The 24,027-nt window shown below is 39.8% G+C and carries 17 protein-coding genes, 3 tRNA genes and 1 riboswitch; of the genes, 17 read left to right on the top strand and 3 right to left on the bottom strand.

Going from position 1 to position 24,027, the window contains the following annotated elements; translation table 11 throughout:
* Positions 1-4: 4 nt before the first annotated feature.
* From GL301_RS08545 to GL301_RS08510, 8 genes are all read left to right on the top strand, one after another.
* Positions 5-77 (top strand) — tRNA-Asn (locus GL301_RS08545).
* A 34-nt stretch (positions 78-111) separates the two neighbouring features.
* A tRNA-Ser gene (locus GL301_RS08540) sits at positions 112-202 on the top strand.
* Positions 203-207: 5 nt separating this feature from the next.
* Positions 208-279 (top strand) — tRNA-Glu (locus GL301_RS08535).
* Positions 280-345: 66 nt separating this feature from the next.
* Positions 346-1,521, top strand: coding sequence for an MFS transporter (locus GL301_RS08530; protein ID WP_003727320.1), 1,176 nt, complete (start codon positions 346-348; stop codon positions 1,519-1,521).
* Positions 1,522-1,597: 76 nt separating this feature from the next.
* Positions 1,598-1,704: riboswitch (SAM riboswitch) on the top strand.
* 106 nt (positions 1,705-1,810) lie between these two features.
* Positions 1,811-4,108, top strand: coding sequence for a 5-methyltetrahydropteroyltriglutamate--homocysteine S-methyltransferase (metE, locus tag GL301_RS08525; RefSeq protein ID WP_003726096.1), 2,298 nt, complete (start codon positions 1,811-1,813; stop codon positions 4,106-4,108).
* Positions 4,109-4,129: 21 nt separating this feature from the next.
* Positions 4,130-5,254, top strand: a complete 1,125-nt coding sequence (locus GL301_RS08520) for an aminotransferase class I/II-fold pyridoxal phosphate-dependent enzyme (protein WP_003726095.1) — start codon at positions 4,130-4,132, stop codon at positions 5,252-5,254.
* Positions 5,247-6,419: a cystathionine beta-lyase gene (gene metC, locus GL301_RS08515; RefSeq protein ID WP_010958931.1), complete on the top strand. Its 1,173-nt coding sequence runs from the start codon at positions 5,247-5,249 to the stop codon at positions 6,417-6,419. The genes GL301_RS08520 and metC overlap by 8 nt, the downstream gene beginning before the upstream one ends.
* The gene (locus tag GL301_RS08510) at positions 6,416-8,269 is read left to right on the top strand and encodes a bifunctional homocysteine S-methyltransferase/methylenetetrahydrofolate reductase (protein ID WP_003726093.1); all 1,854 of its coding nucleotides are present in this window, start codon (positions 6,416-6,418) and stop codon (positions 8,267-8,269) included. Before metC ends, GL301_RS08510 begins: the two co-directional genes overlap by 4 nt.
* A gap of 33 nt (positions 8,270-8,302) precedes the next feature.
* Here GL301_RS08510 and GL301_RS08505 read toward each other — a convergent pair whose 3' ends face one another.
* Positions 8,303-9,241 carry a 1,4-dihydroxy-2-naphthoate polyprenyltransferase gene (locus GL301_RS08505; RefSeq protein ID WP_003723268.1) on the bottom strand — a complete coding sequence of 313 codons (939 nt, stop codon included), beginning with the start codon at positions 9,239-9,241 and terminating at the stop codon, positions 8,303-8,305.
* A 174-nt stretch (positions 9,242-9,415) separates the two neighbouring features.
* Between GL301_RS08505 and GL301_RS08500 the strand changes: the two genes are divergently transcribed.
* From GL301_RS08500 to GL301_RS08480, 5 genes are read left to right on the top strand one after another with little or no spacing between them, the layout of a single operon-like run.
* A complete protein-coding gene (locus tag GL301_RS08500) occupies positions 9,416-10,804 on the top strand; it encodes an isochorismate synthase (RefSeq protein WP_003726092.1) in 1,389 nt (462 codons plus the stop codon).
* Entirely contained in the window at positions 10,801-12,543 is a 1,743-nt protein-coding gene (gene menD, locus GL301_RS08495; protein WP_274758628.1) for a 2-succinyl-5-enolpyruvyl-6-hydroxy-3-cyclohexene-1-carboxylic-acid synthase, read from the top strand. The genes GL301_RS08500 and menD overlap by 4 nt, the downstream gene beginning before the upstream one ends.
* 1 nt (position 12,544) lies before the next feature.
* A complete protein-coding gene (gene menH, locus GL301_RS08490; RefSeq protein ID WP_003731595.1) occupies positions 12,545-13,372 on the top strand; it encodes a 2-succinyl-6-hydroxy-2,4-cyclohexadiene-1-carboxylate synthase in 828 nt (275 codons plus the stop codon).
* Positions 13,369-14,187 (top strand): 1,4-dihydroxy-2-naphthoyl-CoA synthase, encoded by an 819-nt coding sequence (menB, locus tag GL301_RS08485; RefSeq protein ID WP_003726089.1) that lies wholly within the window; start codon positions 13,369-13,371, stop codon positions 14,185-14,187. The genes menH and menB overlap by 4 nt, the downstream gene beginning before the upstream one ends.
* Positions 14,188-14,202: 15 nt before the next feature.
* A complete protein-coding gene (locus GL301_RS08480) occupies positions 14,203-15,612 on the top strand; it encodes an o-succinylbenzoate--CoA ligase (RefSeq protein ID WP_003741281.1) in 1,410 nt (469 codons plus the stop codon).
* 17 nt (positions 15,613-15,629) lie between these two features.
* Here GL301_RS08480 and GL301_RS08475 read toward each other — a convergent pair whose 3' ends face one another.
* Positions 15,630-16,583, bottom strand: a complete 954-nt coding sequence (locus GL301_RS08475) for a metal ABC transporter substrate-binding protein (protein ID WP_003727323.1) — start codon at positions 16,581-16,583, stop codon at positions 15,630-15,632.
* Positions 16,584-16,732: 149 nt separating this feature from the next.
* Positions 16,733-16,999: a membrane protein insertion efficiency factor YidD gene (yidD, locus tag GL301_RS08470; protein WP_003726086.1), complete on the bottom strand. Its 267-nt coding sequence runs from the start codon at positions 16,997-16,999 to the stop codon at positions 16,733-16,735.
* A 73-nt stretch (positions 17,000-17,072) separates the two neighbouring features.
* On the opposite strand from yidD, the gene ytkD reads away from it, so the two are divergent.
* The 4 genes from ytkD to lapB all read left to right on the top strand — a co-directional run bounded on the left by ytkD (position 17,073) and on the right by lapB (position 24,000).
* A complete protein-coding gene (gene ytkD / locus GL301_RS08465) occupies positions 17,073-17,546 on the top strand; it encodes an RNA deprotection pyrophosphohydrolase (protein ID WP_003726085.1) in 474 nt (157 codons plus the stop codon).
* 50 nt (positions 17,547-17,596) lie between these two features.
* On the top strand, positions 17,597-17,839 hold the full coding sequence (locus GL301_RS08460) for a DUF2584 domain-containing protein (RefSeq protein WP_003727325.1): 243 nt from the start codon (positions 17,597-17,599) through the stop codon (positions 17,837-17,839).
* Between the two features lie 16 nt (positions 17,840-17,855).
* Positions 17,856-18,767 (top strand): L-lactate dehydrogenase, encoded by a 912-nt coding sequence (locus GL301_RS08455; protein ID WP_012681326.1) that lies wholly within the window; start codon positions 17,856-17,858, stop codon positions 18,765-18,767.
* 94 nt (positions 18,768-18,861) lie between these two features.
* Complete coding sequence (gene lapB, locus GL301_RS08450; RefSeq protein WP_070287385.1) at positions 18,862-24,000, top strand: surface-anchored adhesin LapB; 5,139 nt, start codon at positions 18,862-18,864, stop codon at positions 23,998-24,000.
* Positions 24,001-24,027 lie beyond the last annotated feature (27 nt).

Here is a 24,027-nt window from a genome sequence, read left to right as displayed (position 1 = left end):
TTATTCCACAGTAGCTCAGTTGGTAGAGCAATCGGCTGTTAACCGATCGGTCGCAGGTTCGAGTCCTGCCTGTGGAGTTATTCTTTCAATAAGAATAAGTTTTTTATATCTGGGGAAGTACTCAAGTGGCTGAAGAGGCGCCCCTGCTAAGGGTGTAGGTCGCTCGCGCGGCGCGAGGGTTCAAATCCCTCCTTCTCCGCCAGATATGGCCCGTTGGTCAAGCGGTTAAGACACCGCCCTTTCACGGCGGTAACACGGGTTCGAATCCCGTACGGGTCATCCTAAAAACAATGTCAGTTTGTGACATTGTTTTTTTATTTAGTAAAATTTTGTTGGAGGTATCTAATGGGGGCTAAAGGAAAGTTTTGGATTTTGACGATGGTTGTTGCCATTTCAGGATTGTCACAGGGGGTTTTATTACCTCTTATTGCGATAATATTAGAAGAGAAAGGTATAAGTGCAGGAATTAATGGGTTTCATGCTACGGGAATCTATTTAGGAGTTTTACTTATTTCTCCATTTATTGAGGCCCCACTTCATAAATATGGTTATAAGCCGATTATTTTAGTTGGGGGAGGACTAGTTGCGGTTTCGATTTTGGCTTTTCCAATTTGGTTTAATTTATATTTTTGGTTTATATTAAGGTTGCTTATTGGTGTGGGGGATCATATGTTACATTTTTCTTCGCAGACTTGGATTGGGGCAATGAGTGAGCCAAGTAAACGTGGCCGGAATATGGCTATTTATGGGTTGTTTTTCTCATTAGGATTTGCGATTGGGCCACAATTGGTTAATTTGGCAAAAATAAATGCGAACTTGCCTTTCTTTTTATCTGGAATTTTAGTTTTGATAGCTTGGGGACTCGTTTGGTTTGTTCGTAATGACTTTGTTGCTGAAAAGGCTGTAATTCGAAAAATATCTTTTTGGGGTAGTTTGAAACGTTTTTCGGATGTATTTAAATTGGCTTGGGTAGCGATGATTCCACCGTTTTTATATGGAATTTTGGAGACTGGACTTAATGCGACTTTTCCAGTTGTTGGGTTGCGCGATGGGCTCGATACGATGATGATAGCGATGGTTATTTCTTCTTTTTCGGTAGGGACGATTATTTTTCAGGTGCCTATTGGGATTGTTAGTGATAAGTTTGGACGAGGAAAAGTTTTACCTCTTTTGACGGGAGCAGGAGCAGTTGTTTTTATGTTGACAGCATTTGTTAAGATACCAGTTTTATATGTGGTTTTCTTCTTTGTTTTGGGGATTTTACTTGGATCTTTATACTCGCTTGGATTATCTTATATGACGGATTTAACGCCACTTGAATTGCTTCCGGCTGGGAATATTTTGGTTGGCATGTGCTTCAGTTTGGGGAGCATTATTGGGCCGAGCGCGACTGGAATGATGATCGGGATTTTTGGAAATCAAATATTTTATTTTGTAGTAGCCGGAATCCTTGTGCTTGGCTGTTTGTTGCTAGTATTTGGAGCTCGGAAAGATGCACTTGAAAAGAAAATGGGAAATTAATGATTGACAGTTTTTAGGTGCAAGTGGTATGATGATTTCAATCCAATTTAAGTGATTAAAAAAACTAAATAAATTACTCTTATTATGAGTGGTAGAGGGACTGGCCCGTTGAAACCCAGCAACCTTTCAATTCGTTGAAAAGGTGCTAAATCCTGCGAAGTGTGATGCTTCGAGAGATAAGAGAGACTTAAAAAGTTTCACTGTATTTGTGTATCGAAACTTCCAAACCTCTCTAGTTCTCTAGGGAGGTTTTTTATTGGCAAAAAATGGAGAGGATAAGGTGATAAGTATGGTAAAGGCAATTAGTTCAAACTTGGGGTATCCGAGACTTGGAGAGAAACGTGAATGGAAACGTGCACTAGAAAAGTTTTGGAATGGCACAATTTCAGAAAAGGAATTATTGGCGGAAACAAAGATTCTAAGATTACATGCGCTAAAAAAACAACAAGATAAAGGGATTGATTTGATTCCAGTTGGTGACTTTAGTTTTTATGATCAAGTGCTTGATACGAGTGTTACATTTGGGATTATTCCAAAACGTTTTCAGCATGATGGAGGGAAAGTTTCGCTAAATACATATTTTGATATTGCACGTGGTAAAAATGACGCGGTGGCCTCTGAAATGACTAAATGGTTTAATACGAACTATCACTATATTGTTCCAGAACTCGCTGATGCGGAGCCGAAAGTGTTGGATAATCGGGCACTATACTATTACGAAGAAGCGAAGAAAGAGCTTGGTATTGAAGGAAAACCAGTGCTTGTTGGGCCAATTACTTATTTAAAACTTGGAAAAGGTAGCGATGCAAAAAGTTTTGAAGTATTGTTAGATAAATTTATTCCGGCGTATGTAGAGATTTTGAAAGAACTTGAGGCAGCTGGTGCCAAGTGGGTGCAAATTGACGAGCCATATCTTGCAACTAGTTTTGATAAAAAAGAAATTGCGTTATTTGAAAAAGTATATCAAGCGTTTCAAACGGCAGTTCCAAATTTGAAAATAGAGTTACAAACTTATTTTGAAAGTTTGGATTATTATGAAGAGGTTGTTAATTTACCAGTTGCGGCGATTGGGATTGACTTTGTTCATGATCATGGTGATTCGATAAAAGCGTTAAAAGCTCACGGATTTCCGGAAGATAAGTATTTAGCGGCCGGTGTGGTTGATGGACGGAATGTTTGGCGTAGTGACTTGGATGCTAAACTGGAACTACTTACGGAGATTGCGAATTATGTGGCGGATGGAAAATTGATTGTTCAACCTTCTAATTCATTGCTCCATGTACCAGTGACGAAGTTAAGTGAGCCAGATTTGGATGAAGTGATTCTTGGTGGCTTATCATTTGCTGATCAAAAATTAGAGGAGATTACTATTTTGACGAAGGCTTTGACGAATGGTGCGGAAAGTGTGGCAGCTGAACTAGAAGAATCTCGTGCAGCAGTGACGGCGCTCAATGAATCTAGTCATCGAAATAATTTAGAAGTTCAAGAAGCGATTGCTAATTTGAAAAATGTGCGGGTGGACCGGGAGTTGCCATTTGCGGAACGGATTAAGTTGCAACATGCTTGGTTGAAATTACCGCTTTTCCCAACGACAACAATCGGAAGTTTTCCACAATCACCGGAAGTTCGGAAGACGCGCGCTGACTGGTTAAAAGGGAACATAACCGATGCAGAATATAATGCTTTTATTGAAAAAGAAACGGCTCGCTGGATTAAAATTCAAGAGGATTTGGATATTGATGTATTAGTTCACGGGGAATTTGAACGGACAGATATGGTGGAATATTTCGGGCAAAAATTGGCTGGTTTCCAAGCAACTAAATTTGGATGGGTACAGTCTTATGGTTCGAGAGCGGTTCGTCCACCACTTATCTACGGGGATGTTGCTTTTACAGAGGAAATTACCGTGAAAGAAAGTGTCTATGCCCAGTCGTTAACGAAGCGCCCAGTGAAGGGAATGCTAACGGCGCCGGTGACAATTATTAATTGGAGTTTTGTTCGTGATGATGTGCCGGAGAGTGTAGTTGCAAATCAGGTTGGACTTGCGCTTCGTAAAGAAGTAGAAGCGTTAGAACGTAATGGCATTAAAGTTATCCAAGTGGATGAGCCAGCTTTACGTGAAGGTTTACCATTAAAACAAGCAAGATGGCAAAAATATTTAGACGATGCAGTTTATTCGTTTAAATTAACGACTGCTTCGGTCCAAAATGATACGCAAATTCATACGCATATGTGTTATTCGGACTTTGACGATATTATTGATACGATTAGTGCTCTAGATGCGGATGTTATTTCGATTGAAACGTCAAGAAGTCACGGGGAGATAATTTCGACATTTGAGGAAGTGACGTATGATAAGGAAATTGGCCTTGGGGTTTATGATATTCATAGTCCACGCGTTCCGACTGTGACTGAAATCCAAGACAATATTCGCCGAGCGTTACGTGCAATTGATGCAAAACAATTTTGGATTAACCCAGATTGTGGGTTGAAAACGCGTAAAGAGCCTGAAACGATTGCGGCACTTCAAGATATGATTAAAGCGACTAAAGAAGTTCGTGCGGAATATCAAGTATTAGAGAAATAAAGGAATGGAGGAGAGGTAATTATGGCAAAGCTGAAACAAGAGACGATAGCAGCGCAAATTGGAAATAGAAAATGTGAAAGAACGGGTGCTGTCAATATGCCAGTCTACTTCTCTACAGCTTACCAGCATGCCGATCTTGGAGTGTCAACGGGGTATGATTATACTAGAACTGGAAATCCGACGCGAGATGCTTTACAGGAAGCGCTCGCGGAACTAGAAAATGGAACGCATGCTTTTGCAACGAGTTCAGGGATGAGTGCGATTCAACTTGTTTTCCAGCTTTTTAAAACTGGCGAACATATTATTAGTTCACAGGATTTGTACGGGGGGACTTTTAGATATTTTGAACAGTTTGGTGCGCAATATAATATTGGATTTTCGTATTGGGACGGGGCGGAGATTGCTGATTTGGAGAAATTAGTTCGTCCGGAAACGAAGGCGATTTTTATTGAGACACCAACAAATCCTTTAATGCAGGAAACAGATATTGCGGCTGTGTCTGAATGGGCAGGTGCGCATGATTTACTTGTGATTGTGGATAATACATTTTATACACCAATTTTACAACAGCCGTTAACTTTGGGCGCGGATATTGTGATTCATAGTGCGACGAAGTATCTTGGTGGGCATAATGATGTGCTTGCTGGGGCGGTTATTGTAAAAGAGGAGCGACTTGGGAATTTCTTTTTTAATCAGTTAAATGCAACGGGTGCAGTGCTATCGCCATTTGATAGTTGGTTATTGATTCGTGGCCTTAAGACGCTGGTTTTGCGTGTAAGACAACATCAAGCGAATGCAGAGAAAATCGCGGCGTTTTTGGAATCACATGAATTGGTGGAGGAAGTTCGTTATCCAGGGCGCGGTGGGATGATTAGTTTCTTTATTCAAGATGCGGCGCTCGTATCGCCACTTTTGAAAGAACTTGAGTTATTTACTTTTGCGGAAAGTTTAGGCGGGGTGGAGAGTTTGATTACTTATCCAACAACACAAACGCACGCAGATATTCCTGAAGAGTTGCGGAATTCTTATGGACTTACAGACAAATTATTGCGCATTTCGGTTGGAATTGAAGCTAGTGAAGATTTGATTGCTGATTTATCTAAGGCACTCGATGCGGTTTTGGAAGGGGTGAGCGCTCGTGGCTAATGAATATGCGCAAGATACGGCTGTGATTAAAGCGAGCCTCGGGATTGATAAAGAGACAGGTGCGCTTAATACGCCAATTCATTTATCGTCTACTTTCCATCAGCATGACTTTGATAATTATCACGCTTATGATTATGCGAGAAGTGGGAACCCAACGAGAGAAAAAGTGGAACAAGCGATTGCGGAACTGGAAGGTGGTACGAATGGTTTTGCCTTTGCTAGTGGGATGGCGGCTGTTTCTGCAGCGCTCTTTACTCTTTCTAAGGGAGACCATTTTATTATTGCGAAAGATGTGTACGGCGGGACGTTTCGTTTGGTGGAGCAAGTGTTGCCACGTTTTGGGATTACGCATACTTTTGTTGATACGACAAATATTGACGAAGTTGCGAAGGCATTTCAAGCGAATACGAAACTGATTTACTTGGAAACACCTTCTAATCCGTTGCTGCATGTGACAGATATTCGGACTGTTGCAAAACTTGCGAAAGCGAATGGGTGTTATACGTTTGTTGATAATACATTTTTGACGCCGTTAATTCAAAAACCGTTAGAATTAGGTGCAGACTTGGTTATTCATAGTGCGACGAAATTTCTTGGAGGGCATAGTGATATTTTGGCGGGGCTAATTGTCACCAATAATCCTAATCTGGCTGAAGCAGTGTACTTTTTGCAAAATTCGACTGGTGGGGTTCTTGGAGTGCAGGATTCGTGGTTGTTATTGCGCGGACTAAAAACACTTTCTGTGCGGATGAAGGCTGGGACGGAAACAGCGGAGAAAATTGCGCTATTTTTAAATGCGGAGCCAGATGTGGTGGCAGTGCATTATCCGGGGTTACCTTCTCATGCGGGTTATGACATTCAAGTGGAACAGGCGACAAGTGGCGGGGCCGTTTTATCGTTTGATTTAGGCAGTGAGGAAGCTGTGCGAGAACTAGTAACACATTTGGAATTGCCGGTATTTTCTGTGAGTTTGGGCGCGGTGGAGAGTATTCTTTCTTACCCGGCTAAAATGTCTCATGCGGCTGTTCCGGAAGAGGAGCGTTTGGCGCAAGGAATTACGCCAGGATTATTACGTTTTTCAGCTGGACTAGAAGATGCCGATGACTTGATTGCTGATTTAAAACAAGCACTTTCTTTCATTAAGAAGGGAAGTGTTGCGAAATGAATTTAAGAAAAGATTTAAGTGAAAAAGTATTAATTGCTGACGGCGCGATGGGCACTTTGCTTTATTCTTATGGAGTGGATCGTTCGTTTGAAGAGCTAAATTTGTCTCATCCGGAAGATATTGTTGCGATTCATAAAGCATACATTGGTGCTGGGGCGGATATTATTCAAACGAATACGTATGGTGCAAATTATATTAAATTAGCGCGATATGGTTTAGAGGATGAAGTGAAGCGTATTAATCAAGCAGCCATTCGGTTAGCAAAGGAAGCGGCAAGAGGGACTGGAACGTATATTTTTGGGACGATTGGTGGAATAAATGGCGCAGTGGATGCAAGACTTCCAGCGGCTCCACTCGAAGAAATCAAGCGAAGTTTTAGGGAGCAGCTATACTGTTTTTTGTTAGATGGTGTGGATGCGATTTTGCTGGAAACGTATTATGATTTAGATGAGCTTAAAACAGTGTTGAAAATTCTTCGTGAGACTACTGATTTACCGGTAGTTGCGAATGTCTCTATGCATGAGCCGGGTATTCTTCAAAACGGGAAAAAATTGCCGGATGCGCTGGAAGAACTTATTGCGCTTGGAGCGGATGTAGTTGGTATTAATTGCCGACTTGGTCCTTACCATATGGCGCGTGCTCTTGAAACAGTGCCGCTGTATGATAATGCTTATTTGGCAGTTTATCCCAACGCTAGTTTGCCAGAGATGCAAGAAGGAAAAGTAATTTATCAGTCTGACACGGATTATTTTGAACATTATGGGGAGGTTTTTCGGCAAGAAGGTGCTCGGATTATTGGTGGTTGTTGTGGCACGACGCCAGATCATATTCGTGCTTTACGAAAAGGCCTTGAAACAACAAAACCCATTTTGGAAAAAGAAGTTCGGCCGATATTGGAACTTGTTCCAGAAGAAGTGGAGGATGTGGATTCTGGTGAACGTTTGCTTGATAAAGTGAAGGAACGTTTAACGATTTTGGTTGAACTAGATCCGCCGAGGACTTTTGATACGACGAAATTTTTTGAAGGAGCCCAGGCACTTGACGAGGCAGGCGTTGATGCGATTACGATTTCGGATAATTCGCTTGCCACGCCGCGGATTAGTAATATGGCGCTAGCTTCGATTTTGAAGCATGAATATGGTATTAAACCACTCATTCATTTGACGACGCGGGATCATAATTTGGTTGGGATGCATTCGCATGTGATGGGATTTCATAAATTGGGGCTGCATGATGTGCTTGCGATTACAGGTGATCCAACTAAAGTAGGTGATTTCCCTGGAGCGTCTTCGGTGTTTGATTTAAGGTCTGTGGAATTAGTTCAGCTAATTAAAAAGTTCAATGATGGGATTTCTTATACTGGGAAATCACTGAAAGAAAAGGCACGATTCCATGTTGGAGCGGCATTTAATCCGAACGTGCTGAACTTAGAGAAAGCGGTTAGGTTAATTGAGCGAAAAGTGGAATATGGTGCCGATTATATTATTACACAGCCAATTTATGATGTGAATAAAGCTATCTTATTAAAAGAAGCCTTGCAAAAAGCAAATATTGATGTGCCACTTTTTATTGGGGTTATGCCATTATTGTCTAGTCGGAATGCAGAATTTCTGCATAATGAGGTTCCCGGGATTCGTTTGACAGATGATGTGCGGGAGCGAATGAGAGAGGCGGAAGAGCACGGTCATGCAAATGAAGAAGGCATGGCAATTGCTCGTGAATTAGTGGATGCGATTTGTGAGCATTTCCAAGGGATTTATATTATTACGCCATTTTTACGATATGATTTATCGATAGAATTAGCGAAATATGCCCAAAATAAACAGCAAGTCCAAATTGGGTCTAAATAAAAAAACTGGTTGTCACGAGGACAACCAGTTTTTTTACATGAATAAATTTCTGGATAATAGACTTAAAAGGTAAGCAAGGGCCAATGTAATACCAAAGATAGTTAATGCTTTAGATGTGGATTTCATGGCTGGGACCATTGTAATCGGCGAAGTTTTGCCGATGAAACGACGCACGGCGCGAATAGCTTCTGGCAAACTAAGTAAAATCAGAAGCGTCCACCACGGAGCATCTTGTGTGAAAATAAGGGCGATTTCAAATACGTAACTGAATAGAAAAGCAGCTGCAAAAAGAACGGTTGCCCATTTGCGACCTAGCAAGATAGCTAAGGTTAAACGACCATTTTTCTTATCAGGTACTAAATCACGAATACTATTAGCAAGTAGCAAGTTACCAACGAGCACCATTACTGGAATCGATACGTATACGATAAACGAACTAATAAATTCTGCTTGAATATAGAAGGAAATGAAAGTAATAATTCCCCCCATAAAGAATCCTGCCATAATTTCACCAAATGGCGTATAAGCAATAGGATAAGGTCCTCCCGTATAAAGAAAGCCAACAAGCATACATATTGCGCCAAGTAATCCTACATACCAATTAAGTTCAATGGATAAATAAACACCACCGAGAATTGATAATATGTATAAGAAAATTGCTAGGAATAAAATAAATCCTGGGCGCATACCATTTCGGACGATAGCACCACCATTTCCTACCGAGTGCTCATCATCTTGCCCTTTTTTATAATCAAAATATTCATTGAATAGATTGGCGGATGTTTGTATAAAGAAACAAGCAATTAGCATAACGATAAAACGTGTAAAATGAAAACTGGTGTAGCTCATTGCGACTGATGTTCCAAGAAATACTGGAACGAAAGAGGCTACAAGTGTATGGGGGCGAAGTAATGTCCACCATTTTTGAAATCCAGTTTGTTTTGTAAGTGCAGATTTTGAGGCATTAGCCATGTTTTTCTCTCCTTTTTCACTTCCATATGTTTCAGATGTCTACCCTTCATTTTAGGGAAATATTGCAAGAACGTCAATAATTAATGACGAAATGAAAGAAAAAACGCAAACCAAGCAGTTTAGCTCTATTTTTGGTATAATAGAAGATGTGAATGTAAAAGGAGAGATAAGCATATGAATACTAAATTGCCTCTTGATTTATTTAATCAAGCGAAACGTAGCGCAAGCCAAGATCAACCGGCTCTATTTAGCTGGGTAACTGAGTTAGATGAATTAGTGTCTCCAGTCAAATTGTTTAAAAAAGCTGGCACGGCTTTTAAAGGTGAGCGTTTTTTCTGGCAAAATCCAGAAATGACACTGACCATGACCGGTTTTGGTGTAACGAAACAATTTTTGGCGGAGAAGAAAAAAGATGCTTTTCTTGGACTGCAAGAGAAAATTGAGAAGAGACTGCGAACTAGTGTAACCAATGCAACCGTAGATGCTACTGGACCAATTTACTTTGGTGGTTTTGCCTTTGATCCTGAGCGTGATACAGAGAAAGAATGGCAAAGTTTTAAAGATGGCTTGTTTTATTTACCACTATTTATGTTAACGAATAAAGATGGTAAAAGTTACTTAACCGTTAATTTGTCTATCTACTCTGATGATACGGAAAGCAAATTAGAAGCTGTTTTTAATCAATGGCAAAAAATCATTCATCAAGAGGTTAATGAAGCTGAAATGGCATTACTTACAGATTTTAAGGAGATTGGCAAAGACCATTTCCTAGAAACTGCGAGTGAAATTATCGATATGATTAATCATTCAGAAGACGTAAAAAAAGTGGTTCTAGCTAGACGAATGGGCTTGCGTTTCCAGCGCCAAGTAGATAGTGCCATTATTTTGGAAAATATGCTAGCAACACAAGAAAATAGTTATTTCTTCCTTATTGAAAAGGGAACAGGGGTCTTTTTCGGGGCAACTCCTGAAAGATTACTTGCGGTCAATGGGGATGAAATTCATTCGTCATGTGTAGCTGGTTCTACGGAGCGCGGCGCTACCGAAGAAGCGGACGAAGCACTTGGAAATGCGCTGTTAAAAGATGCGAAAAACTTGCGAGAGCATTCTTATGTAGTGCAAATGATGGAAGAAACATTAAAACCATTTACAACAGGATTGTCGTTATCTAGCCAACCAGTACTTCTGAAAAATCGTGATATTCAACATCTATATATGAATATTACCGCGAAGAAAAAACCAGATGTTTCCATGCTTGAAATGGTAAAAGCTCTTCATCCAACGCCAGCTCTTGGCGGTTTACCTCAAAAAATGGGATTAGCCATTATTCGGATGAAAGAAGAAATGGATCGTGGTTTCTACGGAGCACCGATTGGCTGGGTTGACTTAAAAGGTTCTGGTGAGTTTGCTGTGGCCATTCGTTCAGGCTTAATTGTCGATTCGCAGGGGTTAATCTATGCTGGTTGCGGGATTGTTGGAGATTCTGTACCAAAAGAAGAATTACAAGAAACGGCAGTAAAATTCCAGCCGATGTTACGCGTATTAGGAGGCATAAAGAAATGACAAACCACGAACAAGTGCTGACAGATTATTTAGCTGCATTTATTGAGGAGCTTGTGCAAGCCGGTGTGAAAGAAGCAATTATTAGCCCGGGTTCACGTTCCACTCCGCTTGCACTGATGATGGCAGAGCATCCGATTTTGAAGATTTATGTGGATGTTGACGAACGCTCGGCTGGCTTTTTTGCTTTAGGTCTAGCGAAAGCATCGAAACGTCCAGTTGTTCTACTTTGTACTTCAGGAACGGCAGCTGCAAACTATTTTCCAGCAGTTGCTGAAGCTAATTTATCACAAATCCCATTGATTGTTTTAACTGCTGATCGTCCACATGAGCTTCGAAATGTTGGAGCACCACAAGCGATGGATCAGTTGCATTTATATGGTTCACATGTCAAGGATTTTACGGATATGGCACTTCCTGAAAACAGTGAAGAAATGCTTCGCTATGCAAAATGGCATGGAAGTCGCGCGGTGGATATTGCAATGAAAACTCCACGTGGCCCTGTGCACCTCAATTTCCCATTACGCGAACCGCTTGTGCCAATTCTAGAACCTTCACCGTTCACAGCTACCGGAAAAAAACATCATCACGTACATATTTATTATACGCATGAAGTATTGGACGATAGCTCGATTCAAAAAATGGTGACAGAATGCACTGGTAAAAAAGGCGTATTCGTCGTTGGTCCAATCGATAAGAAAGAATTGGAGCAGCCAATGGTTGATTTAGCGAAAAAACTAGGTTGGCCGATTTTAGCTGATCCGCTTTCTGGACTCCGTTCTTACGGGGCGCTAGATGAAGTAGTGATTGACCAATATGATGCATTCTTAAAAGAAGCAGAGATTATAGATAAATTAACACCAGAAGTAGTTATTCGTTTTGGAAGTATGCCAGTTTCTAAACCACTGAAAAACTGGTTAGAACAACTTTCAGATATTCGTTTTTATGTGGTGGATCCGGGTGCTGCTTGGAAAGATCCGATTAAAGCGGTAACAGACATGATTCACTGTGATGAACGATTTTTACTAGATATCATGCAACAAAATATGCCTGATGATGCGAAAGATGCAGCGTGGTTAAATGGATGGACATCGTATAATAAAGTGGCACGAGAAATCGTTTTGGCTGAAATGGCGAACACAACCATTTTGGAAGAAGGTAAGATAGTTGCGGAATTACGCCGTTTGTTACCGGACAAAGCGGGACTCTTTATTGGTAATAGTATGCCGATTCGCGATGTTGACACGTACTTTTCACAAATTGATAAGAAAATAAAAATGCTAGCAAATCGCGGGGCTAATGGTATTGACGGAGTTGTTTCTTCGGCGTTAGGTGCTAGTGTTGTCTTCCAACCAATGTTTTTACTAATTGGTGATTTATCCTTTTATCATGATATGAACGGGTTACTTATGGCGAAAAAATATAAGATGAACCTAACGATTGTGATTGTTAATAATGATGGCGGCGGGATATTCTCGTTCTTACCTCAAGCAAACGAGCCGAAGTATTTTGAATCATTATTTGGTACATCTACTGAACTTGATTTCCGTTTTGCAGCTGCTTTTTATGATACAGATTATCACGAGGCTAAGTCGGTAGATGAACTAGAAGAAGCAATCGATAAAGCTAGCTACCATAAAGGTTTGGATATTATTGAAGTGAAAACAAATCGTCATGAAAATAAAGCAAATCATCAAGCACTTTGGGTTAAAATTGCGGACGCGTTAAAGGCATTAGATTAATATGCTAGTAAACGGTCGACATTATCATCTGACAACTGCTATAAGTGGAGAAAAGCCAGCTTTACTGATGTTACATGGTTTTACTGGAACAAGCGAAACATTTCAAGATAGTATTTCAGATTTGAAAGAACATTTTAATATTATTGCGCCAGATTTACTTGGGCACGGAAATACCGCAAGCCCAGAAGAAATATCGCCTTACACAATGGAAAATATTTGCGAGGATTTAGCTGGAATTTTACATCAATTAAATATCAGTAGATGTTTTGTACTTGGCTATTCGATGGGCGGGCGGGTCGCGACTGCGTTTGCAGCAACCTTTCCAAAAAGGGTGCGTGGACTTATTTTAGTTAGTAGCTCTCCTGGCCTTGAACAAGCAGATATCCGAGAAAGCCGTGTTGCGGCTGATAATCGTTTGGCAGACTGGATTGAAGAAGAGGGCTTGGTGCCTTTTGTGGACTACTGGGAAAATTTAGCTTTGTTTGCTTCACAAAAAGTTTTGTCTCCTGAAATGAAAAGAAGAATTAGGTCAGAACGGCTATCGCAAAACTCGCATGGTTTAGCAATGAGTCTACGTGGGATGGGGACCGGAAAACAACCATCTTACTGGAACTGTTTAGCGAACTTTACTTTTCCAGTGCTACTCATTACCGGTGCTTTAGATGAGAAGTTTGAAAAAATCGCGCAGGAAATGCATCAACTTTTACCAAATAGTACGCATGTTTCAATTCAAGAAGCGGGGCATGCAGTTTATTTAGAACAACCAAACAGCTTTTCAAGTCAGCTTAATTACTGGCTGGAAGATATTTTGAAGGAGGAAGAAAAATGAGTTTTAATTGGCAAACAGAAAAAGTATATGAGGAAATCAAATATGAAAGTTACGAAGGAATCGCGAAAATTACGATTAATCGTCCAGAAGTACATAATGCATTTACACCAAAAACAGTAACAGAGATGATTGATGCATTTAACTTAGCGCGTGATAATTCGAATCTTGGCGTGATTATTTTAACAGGGGAAGGCGAAAAAGCTTTCTGTTCTGGCGGAGACCAAAAAGTTCGCGGTCATGGTGGGTATGTTGGCGATGACCAAATCCCACGTTTGAATGTTCTTGATTTACAACGTTTAATTCGTGTTATTCCAAAGCCAGTTATTGCGATGGTTGCGGGCTGGTCCATTGGTGGAGGTAATGTTCTTCAATTGGTATGTGACTTAACAATTGCAGCAGATAATGCGAAATTCGGACAAACTGGCCCGAATGTTGGTAGCTTTGATGCTGGTTATGGTTCTGGCTATTTAGCACGTGTTATTGGACATAAGAAAGCGAAAGAAGTTTGGTTTATGTGCCGTCAATATACAGCGGATGAAGCGCTAGAAATGGGCTGGATTAACACTGTTGTTCCAGTAGCAGATTTAGAAAAAGAAACAGTAGCTTGGGCAAAAGAAATGTTACAAAAAAGTCCAACTGCGCTTCGTTTTATTAAAGCAGCTTTCAATGCAGATACAGATGGTTTAGCGGGTATTCAGCAATTAGCTGGTGACGCAACACTTCTATATTACACAACCGATGAAGCCAAAGAAGGTCGCGATGCCTTTAAAGAAAAACGTGATCCAGACTTTGACCAATTTCCAAAATTCCCTTGATTTGAAGGTGTAAAAATGGACATGACAAACTGGCTTCAAAAACGAGTGCGGCTTTCTCCTAAAGAGACCGCACTCGTTTTTGAAGGAAAAGAAGAAACATTTGAAGAAATAAGTGAAGCAGTAAAACAACTTGCGGGTAAGTTATTCGCGTTAGGGATTAGAAAAGACGAGATGGTTGCTTTGCTAGGGAAAAATGATCGGATGACTTTTTTACTCATTCATGCTCTGCAACAACTTGGTGCGGTCACTTTATTTCTGAATAATCGTTTGACGAAAAAAGAGATATCGTTTCAACTCGCGAACGCTGAGGTAAAACATGTGATTGTAGCGGATTCGTTAGTAGATAAGGTAGCCACTGGAATTAGTTATGCTACTTTGGCAGAAACGGATTATGAAGCGCCAGCGTTGTTAGAAACATGGGACTTATCTCGCGCGGCTTCTGTTATGTATACATCAGGGACAACAGGGAAACCAAAAGGTGTTGTGCAAACTTACGAAAATCACTGGTGGAGTGCTGTTGCTTCGGTGCTGAATTTAGGTTTAACCGAGAAAGATAGCTGGCTCTGTGCTGTGCCGATTTTTCATATTAGTGGTTTATCGATTATGATGCGTTCGGTTATTTACGGAATTCCCGTATATTTGGAAGAGCATTTCGATGAAGAAAAAATTACGCAATTGCTTGAAAGTGGTAAAATTTCTACGATTTCGGTCGTGACTTCTATGCTGGAACGCTTGTTGAAAATACACAGCGGAAGTTATCATCCCAATGTTCGAACCGTTTTACTGGGCGGCGGGCCTGCTAGTAAAGCTGTTTTGGAAATTTGCAAACAGCGTGATATTCCCTTAGTGCAGTCATTCGGGATGACAGAAACAGCTTCACAAATCGTTACTTTACCACCAAAAGATGCCTTAAATAAAATTGGTTCTTCAGGTAAAGCGTTATTTCCAGCAGAAGTGAAAATTGCGGATGACGGAGAAATTTTACTAAAAGGACCATCGATTACACCTGGATATTTACATAATAAAAAAGCGACAGAAGCTTCGTTTGTGGATGGTTGGTTCAAAACTGGTGATATTGGCTATTTGGATGAAGAAGGCTTTTTATTTGTGTTAGAGCGTCGTTCTGATTTGATTATTTCGGGAGGAGAGAACATTTATCCTACTGAAATAGAACATGTCATTTCCGAGTATGAGGGCGTGAAAGAAGTGGCTGTTATCGGTAAGCCTGACGATAAATGGGGTAGTGTTCCCGTCGCTTTTATCGTTGCAGAAGAAACATTTGATGAAGCTGAATTACGGCTTATCTGTGAAACAAATTTGGCTGGTTATAAAATCCCTAAACAAATAACGATTGTCGAAAAGCTACCTAAAACAGCATCTGGAAAAATTCAACGCAATAAATTAAAAGAAAGGCACTCTATGTAAACAGAGCGCCTTTCTTTTTAATAATTAAGACCTTCTTTTAATGCTTTTAAATTATCGTTCATAATGGAAAGATAATCACGTTTTTGATCTAAGTCTTTTTGCGTAAGTGTTTCTAAATTGTGGAGTGTCAGTGTTTTTGTATTTGTTTCTTGTTGAATAACATCTGCTATTTTTGAGTTAGTGTTTTGTTCTAACATAATATATGGGATTTTCTCTGCTTCGATTTTTTCAACGATAGATTTTAATTTCTTTTGAGAAGGTTCATCACTTGTTGATACACCGGCAATAGGAATTTGGTGCAGACCATATTCTGTTTCCCAGTAGCTATAGGCTGCATGTGCTGTCACGAAGTCTTTTTGTTTTGCTTCCTTTGTAACTGTGCGGAAATCTTGATCTAGCTTTTTCAATTTTTTTTCGACAGCCTGGTAATTTTTTTCGAAAGTTTCTTTTTGATCGGGCATTTCTTTGATTAATTTATCTTTTACAACTGTTGCCATTTGTTCCATGTATACAGGATTTAACCATACGTGCGGGTTAATGTCGCCATGTTCGTGTTCTTCTTCGCTTTCGTGGTCATGTTCTTCTGCGGCATCTGGATCTTTTGGCAAGTCTAATTTTTCAGCGGTAGGGACGAAAGAGACATGTTCATTCGCGAGTGTTTTTTCCGCTTTGTCCACAAATCCTTCCATACCCAGTCCGATATAGAAGAATAAATCACTATCGGCAATTTTCATCATATCTTTTTGGGTGGGTTCGAAGCTATGGGCGTCAGAACCTGGTGGGTAAATGCTATGAACATCTACATACTCACCGCCGATTTGTTCTGTTAAATACTGCAAAGGGTAAACGGTTGTATAAACTGTTAATTGATCACTCTTTGTCGCTTTTTTATCGCTCTCATCTGAGCAGCCAGTAAGTATGAGTAATGCTGAAAATAGTACAGTTAAGGCAATAAGATACTTTTTTCTCAATCTTTTCACTCCTCTAAATCGAAATAATTCTTGTTTAAATAATATACGAATCGTAGCAATTACGATTTATAGTCCGAATTTGATAATACCTTATTCTGTCTTAAAAAGCAAGAAAAAAATGAACCGGCAAAAACCGATTCATGATATGATTAATGGTGATGGTGAGCTTTACAGGAATGCTCGGAATCAGCATTCTTCTCTTTTTTGGGTGGCACAAAATCTAGTCCGCCTTTATGAAACGGGTGGCATTTAGAAATACGTCTAATCGCAAGGTAACTACCTTTTAAAGCGCCATGTGTCTGTATCGCTTCGATTCCATAGGCAGAACAAGTTGGATAAAAACGACAAGTAGCCGGAGTGAAACGCGAAATATATTTTTGATAAAGTCGGATTCCTCCGATAAGAATTTTTTTCATTGATTTTCACCCTCTAAATTTCAGCTTACATACAGCTTACCACATTTTTGAAAAAAGAAAAGGAAGTGAGTTTTTGTTTATTTATAATGATACACTTGGAAACAAAGTTACAATCTATTTTGAAGCACAGGAAAATAATCCAGACGATGTGCTCATTATACCTAAAACAGAGGACGGTTGGCTTTTTACCGAACACAAAATTCGTGGGCTTGAATTCCCTGGTGGAAAAGGTGAACCAGGAGAAACAAATTTAGACGCAGCGAAACGCGAGCTCATGGAAGAGACGGGCGCAATTAGTGATGAACTTCATTTTGTAGCCGATTATTTGGTCGAATCAGAGGAACGAACGTTTACTAAACGAGTTTATGCGGCGGATGTTATTTCCATTGAATCACTAGATGATTACCTTGAAACAAAAGGCCCTGTCATCATTCAAGGGGAGTTAAGTCGATTCATTTTACAACCGGCTTTTAGCTTTTTTATGCGAGATGCGGGAATGGTCCAAATTGTGCAACAAGCTGAGCGAATCTTAAATGATAAAAACTAGTCAAATAGGGGCAATCTCTGCTATGATTAAAGAAACTGGAGGTGGGAAAATTGGGTATGCCACTAGAGGTAAACACAATGATTGTAACAAAAGGAAAAGAAAAGCGAATTTCTGATAATTTCTTTGAACTAGAAAAATTAGGTTATCGGATTTATCCAATTGATGTGCCAATCGCAGTACGTAAAACAAAAGAAGGCGAAACACTTGGAGAAGCAATCCCTCGAAAACTCGTGTGGGAAAATAATAAAACTATCATTAAATATGAATTAATCGCATTAAATTCAAGTAATTAATTGTGGAGGGGATTTTTTGAAACGGAAGGTTGGAATAATTGGTACTGGTCATGTTGGGAGCGACGTGGCTTTTTCCCTCGTAACTCAAGGGATTTGTGATGAAATTGTGTTAATAGATAAAATCGAAACTAAAGCAGAAAGTGAAGCGTTAGAACTGCGCGATATGGCTTCGATGACGAATTCGTATACTACAATAACTTCGAATGACTGGAGCGCACTAGGTGATGCCGATGTCATTGTCATGGCTGTTGGTCCAGAAACGTTACTGCGCGAGGATCGTATGGAAGAGCTCGTTGAAACAAGTCGGTCAGTGGCTGAGATTGTACCAAAAATTATCGCATCGGGGTTTAAAGGGATTTTTGTGAATATTACGAATCCATGTGATGTGATTACGATGCTTATTCAGAAATTATCTGGGTTTGATCATTCACGAGTATTTGGGACGGGAACATCACTTGATACAGCAAGAATGAGACGAGTAGTAGGAGAAGCATTACATATTAATCCAAAGAGTGTGGAAGGATACGTTCTTGGCGAGCATGGTGAATCACAATTCGTTGCTTGGTCTACGGTGAAAATTGGCGGGGTAAGCATCACGGATTATAAAACAACAACACCACTTGATTTACCAGCATTAAAAGATGCAGTTCGTGGTGGTGGTTGGAATATTTTGATGGGTAAAGGCTGGACGAGTTTTGGAATAGCCACAGCTGCAGCGGGGATTGTCGATGCGATTTTAACAGATGCTAAACAAGTTTTTCCATTAGCTGTATTTTCCGAAAAAACAAATACGTACATCGGACAACCAGCAATCATTGGTGCAAATGGCGTGATAGATATTTTAGAACCGAAACTAACTACAGATGAAGTGGCTAATTTTAATGCATCAGCTGAAGTTATTAAAACAGCTTTTCAGTTAATTGAATAATTAGTTTGCCATGGAGAAAATAGGGGAATAAAATGGCAATAGCTTTTGAAATGGGGAAAACAAATGGGGGTTTATAAAAGGGAGATGGGGATGAATGAAAAGTAAATTTTTTACAGGTATGATGATTTTTTTGCTAGCATTAATTTGTCTTACTGGAATGAAAGCAGAAGCAAAATCGGTGGGAGATATTTCTCCAGATGATATTTCACCGGAAATTTCGGATAATCGCTTTCAATCTGCAGAAGGGAAAGTTTTGCCTAATTTTGAGGTAGACATGTCAATTAGTGATCAAAGTAACGGGAAATTATCGATTGATGAGGATTTTGAATTAACCTCAGATGGTGATATTATTTTGATTGGAACAGTGCAAGGTCAGTACATACAAGGAACCCCCATTTTAAATGAAAATGGGCAATTAAATAAAATTCCAAACCGTGATCAAGGGATTATAATGCGTGTCGATCGAACCACAAAAAAAGTGGAGTGGGCACGTGTTGTTAACTATGAGGACGGTAATTACAATTCACAATATGCAGCTGACAAATGGTTTAGTTCGTATAAATCGATTACAACCAACTCGAGTAAATCTGCCTTTTATGTTGGCGGGGAAGTAGTCAATTATTACGGTGATTCTGGTGGTGGTAGTACATTAATTGTAAAATCAATTGATGCAAATGGTAACTTTCAAATAGCCCATAAATCATACGTTAGTTACGGTGTTCCATCAAGATCAGATCTAACCTATGCCTATTTTATGGATATTCAAATGGAAGGTAACACATTAATCATGTCAGCTTCAGCTAGGTATGCTGCTCAAGGGAAACAGTTTATTCGGTATACTTTAGAACCAGCTTCATTATCGATTACTAAAAATGAATTTAACCCATTAGATAACACTTTCTGGGCCAAATATCAAAGGACCGATGTTCTTAAAATCGATAATAAAGGTCTAATGGCTTATAACGCAGATGTAAATGGTGCGAACCAACTTAAAATGTCTATTCGTGAATCAGAAAATAATTATAAAGAAATTACTTTATTTGATTCTGTTCCTGAAATTTTAGCAAATTCTTCTCCTTATATATTTATGGAAGATCGTGGCGATGGGAATGTGTTTGTGGTCATGTCAACCCCCACCACATGGTATATCGCGCTTGTTAATATCGCGTCAGAACAAGTAGTTGAGACGAAAAAAATGGCGATGAACTCCTCTACAACGCTAAACAGTGTGATTTACAGTGAAGGAAAAGGTCTGCTTTTAGGGGGTAGTACACACGCAGAAGAAAGCATTTTCGGCAGTGAGCCATTGAATAAAAATAACGGATATTATTTAGCGCTTGGAAATGATTTGAACGTAACGGATAGCCAGATTTTAAGAACGAATCAACATAATTCATTGACCACTATTATTAATGGCGTCGGCAATAAAGTAGATGGTTTCTTTAGCTATGACGGATTAAATAATGATGGATATATCCAAAATGTAGAGTACCCGAACACCTATGATGTGAACCCGAATGGAGCGATGATTTTTGCAGAATTTAATTTGCAACCAGCTCCAGTGCTTGATACAGGTAATCCAATTTTAGCATTTTATCAAGGGGAACGTCGTGCAGATTTTGATGAACTGGAAGGGGTGAAAGCATACTCTGGAATTGATTCATCAGATATAACAAAATCTATCACTAAAAATACGTTTGATTTATATACTGTAGGCGTACAACAGCAACTTTATCAAATTGAATATTTGCCAGGTAGTGGAAATAAAACCACTGGTACACGAAATATCCAATTGCTTCACCCACTTGAGACCCCAAAACTAGAGAAAAGCTACGCAGATAGCCATGGAGCTTTTAAAGTTGGTGAAGTAGTTCCTGCAAATGCTATTCATGCATTTAATGGTTTAGATAGTGCTAACAATGTGACTTATGTAGTTACCGCAGTAGATGATGAGAAAATAACTGTAGATGCTTCAATTAAGCGAACAGAAGGAACGAAAACAGCTGTAATTAGTAAGGAAATTACACTTATGACTTCGACAGCTGATGAAACTGCAGTAATCGATGTGACGAGTGTGGCTCTAGCAGCTGGGAAGTATACATCCTTAACAGATGTTCGAAGTGAAGGGCATTTTCATATTTATGCAGAAACCATGGATAACGTGTCCATCGATCCTAAATACGTTAAACTAACAGAAGACCCTGAAAACCCGGTTGATTGGAATGCGCCAGGTGTTTATTATGTGACTGCATCACTTGACCCGGCGAGTGGATATACAGCGAAAGATGTGAAAGTAAGTGTCGCTGTAGTTGATGTTGGAAGTCCGAAAGTTATTTCTGTAAACATGAAACCGTACAATCCAACAACCGCTCTTGTCGTTGCGGAAGATGATATTAATGGCGCAGGCGTGTATAAAATCAACTGGGCAATTAAAGACGCGAATGGACTTATTATCCAACAAGGTGTGGAAGAGAGTGGTGCTACCATTCGAGTTCAAACGCCAGTTCCAATTGATCTCTCTACATTGAATGATGGCAATTATACCTTGTCAGTATCAGCGGCTGACAGAATTGGTCATACATCAGAAGCCTCAGAAAAAGCGTTCACAGTAGACAGACAAGCGCCAGTTGTGACAGCTGACGACAAGATCACGTATGAAATAAACACCAAGAAAACAGAAGAGCAATTTTTAAACGATGTAAATGTAAAAACGGAAGCCGGAGCGGTGATTAAAACCAATTTTGATACGATGGTGAGAATGGATTCGCCAGGCGATTATACGGTTTTAGTGGAAGCTACCGATGCAGCGGGCAACCAATCTGATCCCATTTATGTCATTGTAACAGTAGAAGATACGGTAGCACCGATTATAAGTGCAGACGAAGCGATTAGTTATAACCAGGGAAATACACGAACAGAAGCACAATTTCTGGCTGATATTCATGCAACAACAGATGAACCAGCAACGATTACAAGTGATTTTGCGGATCAAGTGAAATTTGATACACCAGGAGTCTACGCAGTCACATTAAAGGCAAACGATATTAGCGGAAACCAAGCAATACCAAGAACAGTAAATGTCACAGTTAAAGATGTCATTGCTCCAGTAATTACAGCAGATGAAGCGATTATTTACGAAAAAGGCATAACCAAATCTGCTACTGATTTCTTAACAGATGTGCATGCTGCTACAAACGATGGCTCGGCAATCACCTCTAATTTTGCAACGGTAGTAGATTTAAATAGACCGGGGGATTACGATGTCACACTTAACTCGACAGATGCAGGTGGCAATAAATCTGACCCAATCACCGTAACAGTTACCGTACGTGATACAACACCACCAGTTATTACAGCAGATACAACTATCACTTACGAAAAAGGAACCACGAAAACTGCAGCTGCCTTTTTAACGGATGTAAATGCAACAACGAATGACGGCTCAGCAGTAACTTCTAACTTCAACCCAAATAGTTTGAAGCAAGTAGGGACTTATCAAGTGACGTTAAGCGCTATTGATGAAAATGGGAACTATGCTTTGCCAGTCAAGGTAACTGTTATTGTGCAAGATACGCAAAAACCTGTAATATCATCTAGTGCCACAAGCATTACGTATGAACGCGGCGAAAAGAAACAAGAAACAGGATTCTTCCTAGATTTAGCTATTAAAACGGATGACGGCACACCAGTTACAAGTGATTTTGATACAGCGGTAAATCTGGATACAGCGGGAAGTTATACTGTGACGCTAAACGCAGAAGACGAAAGTGGCAATAAAGCAGATCCAGTCACTATTACCGTCATTGTCGCTGATACAGAAAAACCAATTATCACAGCAGATACAACGATAACCTACGCAAAAGGAACAACCAAAACTGCTGCTCAATTTTTAACAGATATCCACGCAACGACGAATGATGGATCAACCATCACGAGCAATTTTGACCCAACTGTCCTTACGCAAGAAGGAACTTACAAAGTCGTATTAAATGCAAAAGATGATAGCAACAACGAAGCAGATCCAGTAACTGTTACTATCACCGTGGTAGATACAAAAGGACCGATTATCAATGCATTAAATACAATCACCTATGAAAGAACTATCAATAAAAACGAAGCGGATTTTTTAGCAGATATTGAAGCAACTACAGATGATGGCTCTACAATAACAACGGATTTTAATAGTAAAGATCTTGATACGGTTGGTACCTACACAGTCACATTAAATGCAGAGGATGCAAGTGGCAATAAAGCAACGCCCGTAAAAGTGACAATGAAAGTAGAAGATAACATTCCTCCCATCATCACAGCTGACCAATCAATCACTTACGAAAGAGGCATTACAAAAACAGAGCAAGCATTCTACACCGATATTAATGCCGCAACAAGTGACAACAGCGCAATCAGCTCTGATTTTTCGAAAATCGATTTAACAAAAACAGGAAATTATGAAGTCTTACTCCAAGCAACGGATCAAAGTGGAAACAAAGCATTGCCACTTAAAATTAATGTGCTAGTTCAAGATACTATCGCTCCGGTTATAAAAACAACCAGCCGAGAAATAACAAACGAGCGTGGTGTACCAATGACCGAACAACAACTACTTGCAAGAATTGGCGCCAATACAGATGACGGTTCCAAAATAACCACCGATTATAACCCTGCAATTGTTAACACATCAGGGGATTATCTAGTTCATCTGTATGCTGTTGATGCCGCAGGGAACCAAGCCACACCTGTAGAAATTACTATTCATGTAAAGGATACTACCGCGCCAATCATTACGGCAGATAAGAAAATTAGTTATCCTGTTGGAACAGATAAAACGGTAACGGAATTTTTACAAGACATTCATGCTACAACGGACGATGGTTCTAAAATCACGACAGATTTCGATCCAAATATGTTGAAAACAAAAGGAACATATACTATCCACTTAAATGCAGTAGATGCAGACGGGAATAAAGCTAAGACAATCGATGTAAGCCTCACAGTAGAAGAGAAAGTGACGCCGCCGACACCACCGACACCAGATGATGGTGGAAATAATACGAATAACGGCAGCAATGGGACAAATGATAGAAACGCCAATATAACGGTAAATCCTACCAAGCAAAATACTACCGCTACAAATGAAAGCATCCCAGCATTAGGTGATACAACATCAACTATTCCAGTTATCGTAGGTATGTTCCTTTTAGCCACTTCACTTGTTCTTATTAGACGCAAATAAAAAAAGCTAGCGACAAACATGTCGCTA

This window comes from Listeria sp. LM90SB2, assembly GCF_028867355.1.
GTDB classification, from domain to species: Bacteria; Bacillota; Bacilli; order Lactobacillales; family Listeriaceae; genus Listeria; species Listeria monocytogenes_B.
This window is presented reverse-complemented; position numbering and strand designations above follow the sequence as displayed.